The 6,668-nt window shown below is 67.2% G+C and carries 8 protein-coding genes; 2 read left to right on the forward strand and 6 right to left on the reverse strand.

Annotated features, from left to right (window positions below):
* Positions 1–819, reverse strand: an 819-nt coding sequence (locus WA944_RS09000; RefSeq protein ID WP_526646761.1) for a serine/threonine-protein kinase, incomplete at its 3' end; no start/stop codon positions are given.
* Positions 820–872: 53 nt separating this feature from the next.
* Positions 873–1,421, reverse strand: a complete 549-nt coding sequence (locus tag WA944_RS09005; RefSeq protein WP_526373830.1) for a YceI family protein — start codon at positions 1,419–1,421, stop codon at positions 873–875.
* Between the two features lie 88 nt (positions 1,422–1,509).
* Between WA944_RS09005 and WA944_RS09010 the strand changes: the two genes are divergently transcribed.
* Both WA944_RS09010 and WA944_RS09015 read left to right on the forward strand, forming a co-directional pair.
* Positions 1,510–2,508 carry a TerC family protein gene (locus WA944_RS09010; protein ID WP_526373829.1) on the forward strand — a complete coding sequence of 333 codons (999 nt, stop codon included), beginning with the start codon at positions 1,510–1,512 and terminating at the stop codon, positions 2,506–2,508.
* A gap of 67 nt (positions 2,509–2,575) precedes the next feature.
* Complete coding sequence (locus WA944_RS09015; RefSeq protein WP_526608569.1) at positions 2,576–3,265, forward strand: nuclear transport factor 2 family protein; 690 nt, start codon at positions 2,576–2,578, stop codon at positions 3,263–3,265.
* A gap of 206 nt (positions 3,266–3,471) precedes the next feature.
* On the opposite strand, the gene WA944_RS09020 is transcribed toward WA944_RS09015, so the two are convergent.
* From WA944_RS09020 to WA944_RS09035, 4 genes are all read right to left on the reverse strand, one after another.
* Positions 3,472–4,857, reverse strand: a complete 1,386-nt coding sequence (locus WA944_RS09020) for a WS/DGAT/MGAT family O-acyltransferase (protein ID WP_526608571.1) — start codon at positions 4,855–4,857, stop codon at positions 3,472–3,474.
* Positions 4,845–5,582 (reverse strand): mycothiol-dependent nitroreductase Rv2466c family protein, encoded by a 738-nt coding sequence (locus WA944_RS09025; RefSeq protein ID WP_526373697.1) that lies wholly within the window; start codon positions 5,580–5,582, stop codon positions 4,845–4,847. The genes WA944_RS09020 and WA944_RS09025 overlap by 13 nt, the downstream gene beginning before the upstream one ends.
* Positions 5,579–6,361 carry a maleylpyruvate isomerase family mycothiol-dependent enzyme gene (locus tag WA944_RS09030; RefSeq protein ID WP_526373699.1) on the reverse strand — a complete coding sequence of 261 codons (783 nt, stop codon included), beginning with the start codon at positions 6,359–6,361 and terminating at the stop codon, positions 5,579–5,581. Before WA944_RS09030 ends, WA944_RS09025 begins: the two co-directional genes overlap by 4 nt.
* Before the next feature lie 12 nt (positions 6,362–6,373).
* The coding region (locus tag WA944_RS09035; protein WP_526608574.1) for a type II toxin-antitoxin system death-on-curing family toxin at positions 6,374–6,668 on the reverse strand (295 nt) is incomplete at its 5' end.

Here is a 6,668-nt window from a genome sequence, read left to right on the forward strand (position 1 = left end):
GACCGCGGCAGCCAGCGCGCCGGCCGACGGGTACCTGTCGGCCGGGTTCTTCGCCATGCCGCGCGCAACGACGTCGTCGAATGCCGGGTGCAGGCCGCGACGGACCGCACTCGGCCGCGGCGGCGCGGAGAACAGGTGTGCCCCCATCACCTCCCGCAGGTCGCCCGACGTGAACGGGGCTCGGCCGGTGAGACATTCGAACACCAGGCACGTCAGCGAGTACACATCCGAGGGCGGCCCGCCGCGTCCGCCGTTGAGCCGTTCCGGCGCCATGTAGGCGCAGGACCCGATGACCAGCCCGGTGCTGGTGATGTTCGCCTCGCCGCCGCCCTGGGCGATGCCGAAGTCGACGAGGTAGACGAAGTCCTCGGGCGTCAGCAGCACGTTCTCCGGCTTGATGTCGCGGTGCACCAGGCCGCTGGCGTGGGCGGCGTCCAGCGCGGCCGCGACCTGGCCGACGATCGAGACGGTGCGCGCCGAGGGCAGCGCTCCGTGGACGCGCAGTTCGTCCTTGAGGCTGGCGCCCTCGACGAGTCGCATGTCGATGAACAGCACGCCGTCGATCTCGCCGAAGTCGTGCACCGGGATGACGTGCGGGGCCTGGAGTCGGGCGGCCATCCGGGACTCACGCCGGAAGCGTTGCTGGAAGGTGGGGTCGGCCGACATGTCCGCGCGTAGCAGCTTGATGGCCACGACCCGGTCCCGGACGGTGTCGTAGGCGCGGTAGACCTCGCCCATCCCGCCGACACCGATCAGCGACTGCAGCTCGTAGGGGCCGAACCGGGTGCCCAGACGAGAGACGCTGTTCGGGTAGCCCATCTAGGTTGTCCTCCTTCCGGCACGCCGTCGAGGGTTCCCGAATGACGTCCCGACTAACCGGCGGCCCGTCGGGCGGCGAACGACACCGTCACCTCGTCGCTGACCTTCATCGCGCCCATCATCATCGAGTAGGGCTTCAGCCCGTAGTCGGAGTGCCGGACCACGGTCTCACCGGACATCCTCCACGCCTCGGCCAGTTCGTCCACGTGAAGTTCGACCGTATGCGGGCGGGCTGTGTCGCGGATCTCCAGGGTCCCGCCGAGGCGGTAACCGTCGTCGCTGCGGGTGATGTCGGCGGACTGGTAGCGGATCTGCGGAAACTTGTCGGCGTCGAGGATCTTCAGCGCGTTGGACCGCGCCAGCGCCTTCTCCGGACCGGCGAGCCCTTTCACGCCGCCCTCGCCCCGCAGTACCTCCAGGGAACCGACGTCGACCGTCACCGCCAGTTCGGCGGGTTCGTCGTCGGCCCAGCGGACGGTGGCCTGCCACGCCATCGTGAGGGTCAACCGGTGGCCCATCTTCGCTGCCGGCCCGGTGACCCCGGTGGTCACCAGCAGCTCGCCATCAGAGGAGTCGAACTCCCACACCGCCGCGGCCGCCATCAGCTGAATGTAGCCCCATCGGCTTTGACGGCCGGGGAATGTCCCGCAACGATGGATGGCAACTTCAGACGCGGAGGTCAGACGGCACATGCTCGATATCAGCCCGTGGGTGTGGGGTGGGACGCTCGGCGTGATCATCGCCCTGCTCGCTGTGGACCTCACACTGGCCGCGATCCGGCCGCACCGCGTCGGGTTCAAAGAAGCCACCGCGTGGTCGGTGTTCTACATCCTGGTCGCCGTGTTGTTCGGCGTGTGGTTCACCGCGACCTACGGCGGCACCTTCGGCACCGAGTACTTCGCCGGCTACATCGTCGAGAAGAGCCTGTCGGTCGACAACCTGTTCGTGTTCGTGATCATCATGGCGACCTTCGCGGTGCCTGAAGAGCATCAACACAAGGTGCTGACCTTCGGCATCATCCTGGCGCTGATCATGCGAGCGATCTTCATCATTCTCGGCGCGACGTTGCTGTCGCTGTTCTCGTTCATGTTCCTGGTGTTCGGCCTCCTTCTGATATTCACCGCGATCCAGCTCTTCCGGCATCGCGATGAGGACCCCGACATCGAGAGCAACATCATGGTCCGGGCCACCCGTCGGTTCCTGCCCGTCACCGACGAATATCACGGCGGCAAGCTGGTCGCCCGCATCGACGGCCGCCGGATGTTCACACCGCTGGTCGCGGTGCTCATCGCGATCGGCAGCGTGGACCTGCTCTTCGCGCTGGACTCGATCCCCGCCGTCTTCGGTATCACCGCCGAGCCCTACATCGTGTTCACGGCGAACGCGTTCGCGCTGCTGGGCCTGCGGGCGCTGTTCTTCCTCGTCAAGGGTCTGCTGGACCGGCTGGTGTACCTGTCGACCGGGTTGTCGATCATCCTCGCGTTCATCGGCGTCAAACTGGTGCTGCACTGGGCGCACGTGGACATCGATCCCAGCGTGCCGGAGGTGGACACCTACGTCAGCCTGGTGGTGATCGTGGTGATCCTCGCGGTAGTGACCGTGGCAAGCCTGATCAAGACGCGCCGCGACCCGACGGCGAAGGCGCATCCGGGGTCGCTGCGGGCCACCCGGGACGACGACAAACACTGAGCGTCCTGACTGCCGTTGAGACTGCGCTCACGGCGGAGAAGTTCGAGTAGCGCCCGCCGTCAGCGCAGTGTCAACGCCGTCGCGGCGCACCCAACGCGTGCAGCACCGAGTCGACGACCCGATCCAGGAACTCCGGCGTGGTGTTCTGCCGACGGCCGTGCGGCGGAACGACATGCGCACCTTCGCCGACCAGTGGGCGCCGGACGGGGTGATGGAATTCCCCTTCGCCCCACCCGGATACCAGGTGCTGCGTAGCCGCGACGACGTCTGGGACTACAGCTCCCGGATCCGTGTCGACGAGGTCGTCGAGCGTCGGCGGCACCACGCCCTCGATCCGGACACCGTGATCCTCGAATTCTCCGCCAAAGGCGCGATGCTGCAGACCGCCGACGACTATCAGATGGACTACATCGCGGTGATCACCACTACCCCCGAGGGCATTCACCGGCGCGGGCGGCCAGCCGGCGGGGTGCGCCGCGTCGTCCAGTTGAGTTCCTCGGCGGTGGCCCGCGGTGAACCCGCCCTCGGCGAGATCCACGACCTCGGCGCAGGACGGTTCGCCGATTTCACCGTGCTGCGCCCGTCGTGGTTCATGCAGAACTTCATCGGCGACAGCCCACTGGCCGAGTGCATCGTCTCGGAGGTCCTCGGCGAGCCGGCAAGACATGTCGAGCCTCACCATCGACGAACTGGCAGCGCGACTCGTCGACGCCGGTCACGGGGCTCAGTTCGCCGCCGGACTGGCCTTACTGGATGATCGAGCAGGCCGTCGAGAAGTACGCCGACGGGGTGCCCGTCTCCCAGCACCTGATCGCGGTGCGCACCGTCCGCTGAGGGCGCCCCCACCTCACCAATCCAGCCCCGGTAGGCGAGATCGCACTGACGGCTGTGACTGCGTCTGAAGTTCAGGCATTCACGCCCCTGAGCGCAACCTCGCCCACAACAGCGGCAGACCTCCCCTGGTCAGCAGCGGTTGAGCAACTCACCGAGTACGGCCTCGAAGCGGTCGGCCAGGCCCCACAAGTCGTCCACCAGGTGCGGGCAGGAGATCAGCCCCACGTTCAGCGTGTCCCCCAGCGACATCACCGTCACGTTCAGACCAGAACCGTGGAAGATCGGCCCGAGCGGGAACAGCGCTGTCACCTCGGCGCCGCAGCTGTACAACGTCCGCGTCGGTCCCGCCACGTTGGAGATGATGACGTTGTGGATGTGAGCACGGGTCAGCGGAGTCCGAGACATCAGCCCCAACATCCACCCGAACATTCCCCGCGAGATCATCGCAGCCAGATCCACCAGCAACGCCGGACCCAGCGATCCACTGTGTTCCTTTGCGCACGTATTTGATTCAGCGATGGTGAGCAGCCGTTGCACCGGATCATCGATGTCGGTGTGCAGGTTGCAGAACATCCCCGACAGCTGATTGCGGCCCGGCCGGTCGGTCAGCCCCTGCACCGACGACGGGACGGCAGCGATCAGCGGCTTGTCCGGGAGCTCCTCCCGGTCGGCCAGGAAGCCACGCAGCGCACCGGAGCACAGCGCCATCACCACGTCGTTGACCTTGACGCCGAAACGGTTCTTCACCTTCTTGACGTCGCTCAGGTCCAGTTGGGCCAGCGCGATGGAGCGCTCCGAAGTCAGCTCAGTGTTGAAGCGCGTCGCCGGCGCGGAGAACGGTGCCGCCATCGCCTTGCCGTTGACCGCCCGATCGACCGTCTTGACCACCAGGTCCGCCGTCGCGGGGATCACCTTCGTCAGCTGCCACGGACGAGTCACGAAGCGCATAAGGCCATCTGCGGCAATCGCCCACGGCGCGGCATCACCCGGCCCGTCGACAGGTTCGGGCAGCGCAGCGTCGAAGTCGAGATCACACAGCGTGTTGAGCAGGTTGGCGGCCGAGACGCCGTCGACGACGGCGTGGTGCACCTTGAGCATCAGCGCCAGCCGGCCGCCGCCCTCGGGGACGGTGCCACCGACGCCTTCCATGACCCACATCTCCCACAGCGGCTTGCTGCGGTCCAGCGGCACCGCCGCGATGTGGGCGCAGAGGTCAACCAGTTCCTTGCGTCCGCCGGGTACGGGCAGCCCGATCCGTTTCAGGTGGCGCGACAGGTCGAAGTTGCGTTCCTCCACCCACACCGGGTGGTCCAGGTTCAGCTGGCTGTCGGCGAGCTTGGCCCGCAGCTCCGGCAGTGCCTGCATTCGCGATCCCAGGTCGTCACGGAACCGTTCGAAGGAGTAGCCCCCCGGCACCGTGGACGTGTCCAACTCGGCGACCGAGCAGATGTTCAGCGGGATCCTCGACGATTCGCTGTACAATAGAGCCGCATCGAGGCCGCTCAGGCGTTCCACACTGCGGGTGTACCCTCGCTACCCGCAAACCCAAACCCAAGCCGCGAGACGACCTCGCCGCGGTTGATCGACACCCAGTCCCTGGCCTCCAGGTACGGGCGGAAGGTCTCGGCGATCGCCAGCTGGTCAGCAGCTGTCTTCGGCCGCTGCAGCTCGTAGAGGTGCGGGAACTCCGTCCACGCCACCACCGCGTCCCACAGCCGCAGCGCCGCCTCGCCGGTGGGCGGGTCGATGAGCACCGGCCCGAACAGGCACTGCCCGTCCGGGAAGAACAACGTGGGCACCCCGTAGCCGCCGGCGTCGACAACACGCTGATGGTCGGCCGTCACCTCGTCGCCGGTAGTCGGGTCGGCGATCGCCTGGTCGACCAGGCCCGGGTCGAAGCCCAAATCGTCCAGGAGGTGCCGGGCGACCGCCCTCTCGTGCGGCTTGTGCCCCTCGACGTGCAGTGCCCGCGCCGCCCGCTCGTACCAGGCGTCGACGTCGGCCATCGACTGGCGGCGCAGCAACGCGCCGATGCGCATCATCGACCAGCCGTAGGACCACTCCCGTTCCCACGGATGCTTCTTGCCGTCCTGCCGGTTGACCTCCTCGAGACTGAAGAACCGCCAGTTCACCTCCAGACCGGTCAGGTCGCGCACTTCGCGGATCCACCGTGAGGTCTGGTAGGCGTACGGGCACATCACGTCGAAGTGGAAGTCCACCGAGACAGGGCGGTTGCTCACATCGTGAACCTCAGGTTGCGGGCGGCGCGATCACCGAGTTCGTCGTCACCCGTCCACCGGATCGTCCCGGAGTCGATCTGGGCCTGCGGGTCGATACGCCCGCAGGCCAGCTGGATGAACGTGGTGGAATCGGTGGTCACGGTGACGTCCGGGTCGTCGACGTGGTCGACCCGCGCGGCGCGTCCGTCGACGGCGACGTGCAGCCGACGGGTGAGGGGCCCGGTGAGGTCGAACGTGAGACTCTTGCCGTCGGGCAGGCCGACCTTCTTGCCGACGATGTAGCCGATCGAGTTCTCAACCTCGGCCAGGGCGATCTCCGCGGCGACGCCGGTGTCGTCGGTGGCCCGGCCGAGCGGGGTGGTGATGTCGCGCTCGTGGACCCAGAAGTCGAAGACCCGGATCGCCAGGAATCGGCCGTAGGTGGCGGGGCCGACCGGCGTCCAGCAGGGGCGGTTGAGGTCGACGTCGGACAGGGCGGCCAGGTCACGACGGCGGTGGTCGTAGACGGCACGGACCTTGGCGGGGTAGGCGGTGGTGTCGGCGAGGAACTCGCCGGCCTTTTCGAACGGCGGCGGCGTCTTCTCGTCGTCGGGCAGCCAGCCCGCCATGACGGCTTCGATGCTGGTCACGTGGTCGACAACGCCGCGGACCGTCCAGTCGGGGCACAGCGACTGCGCCTGCCACTCGTCGTCGCTCAGGTCTGCGCACAAGGTTTCGAATGCGGCGTAACAGTGCTGCAGGGCGTCGCGGAGCTCGTCGAGACTCCTGGCGTTCGGCATGCCCACGACCTCTCATCCGGTTGCTCCCGCCACATGTCTAGCGTTGAGACTGCGGTGGCGGCGTCGAAATGAGCAAAAAGTCCGCCGCCAACGCAGCCTCAACGTGTCAGTGGTCCTTCGTAGTGTCAGTTCATGGCACAGGAAGGTCCACGCCGCTGCCCATGCTGTCCGCTTGTTCCTATCGACCAGTGCGTGATTGCGGGCCAGCGACTGCAGCAACGCGGCGGCCTTGTCCCACACCTGCGGGTAGGCGTCGACTCCGAACACGGTCGCCTGCGGCCGAGCGACCGCGGCGTCGAGCAGCCCG

Origin of the sequence: Mycobacterium sp. (assembly GCF_049683355.1) — a bacterium.
Taxonomy (GTDB): Bacteria; Actinomycetota; Actinomycetes; order Mycobacteriales; family Mycobacteriaceae; genus Mycobacterium.

Bases quoted from the DNA above. Each gene is read 5' to 3' on its own strand.
- WA944_RS09030 (WP_526373699.1), bottom strand. From the start codon at position 6,361: ATGCCGAACGCCAGGAGTCTCGACGAGCTCCGCGACGCCCTGCAGCAC.
- WA944_RS09010 (WP_526373829.1), top strand. From the start codon at position 1,510: ATGCTCGATATCAGCCCGTGGGTGTGGGGTGGGACGCTCGGCGTGATC.
- WA944_RS09005 (WP_526373830.1), bottom strand. From the start codon at position 1,421: ATGGCGGCCGCGGCGGTGTGGGAGTTCGACTCCTCTGATGGCGAGCTG.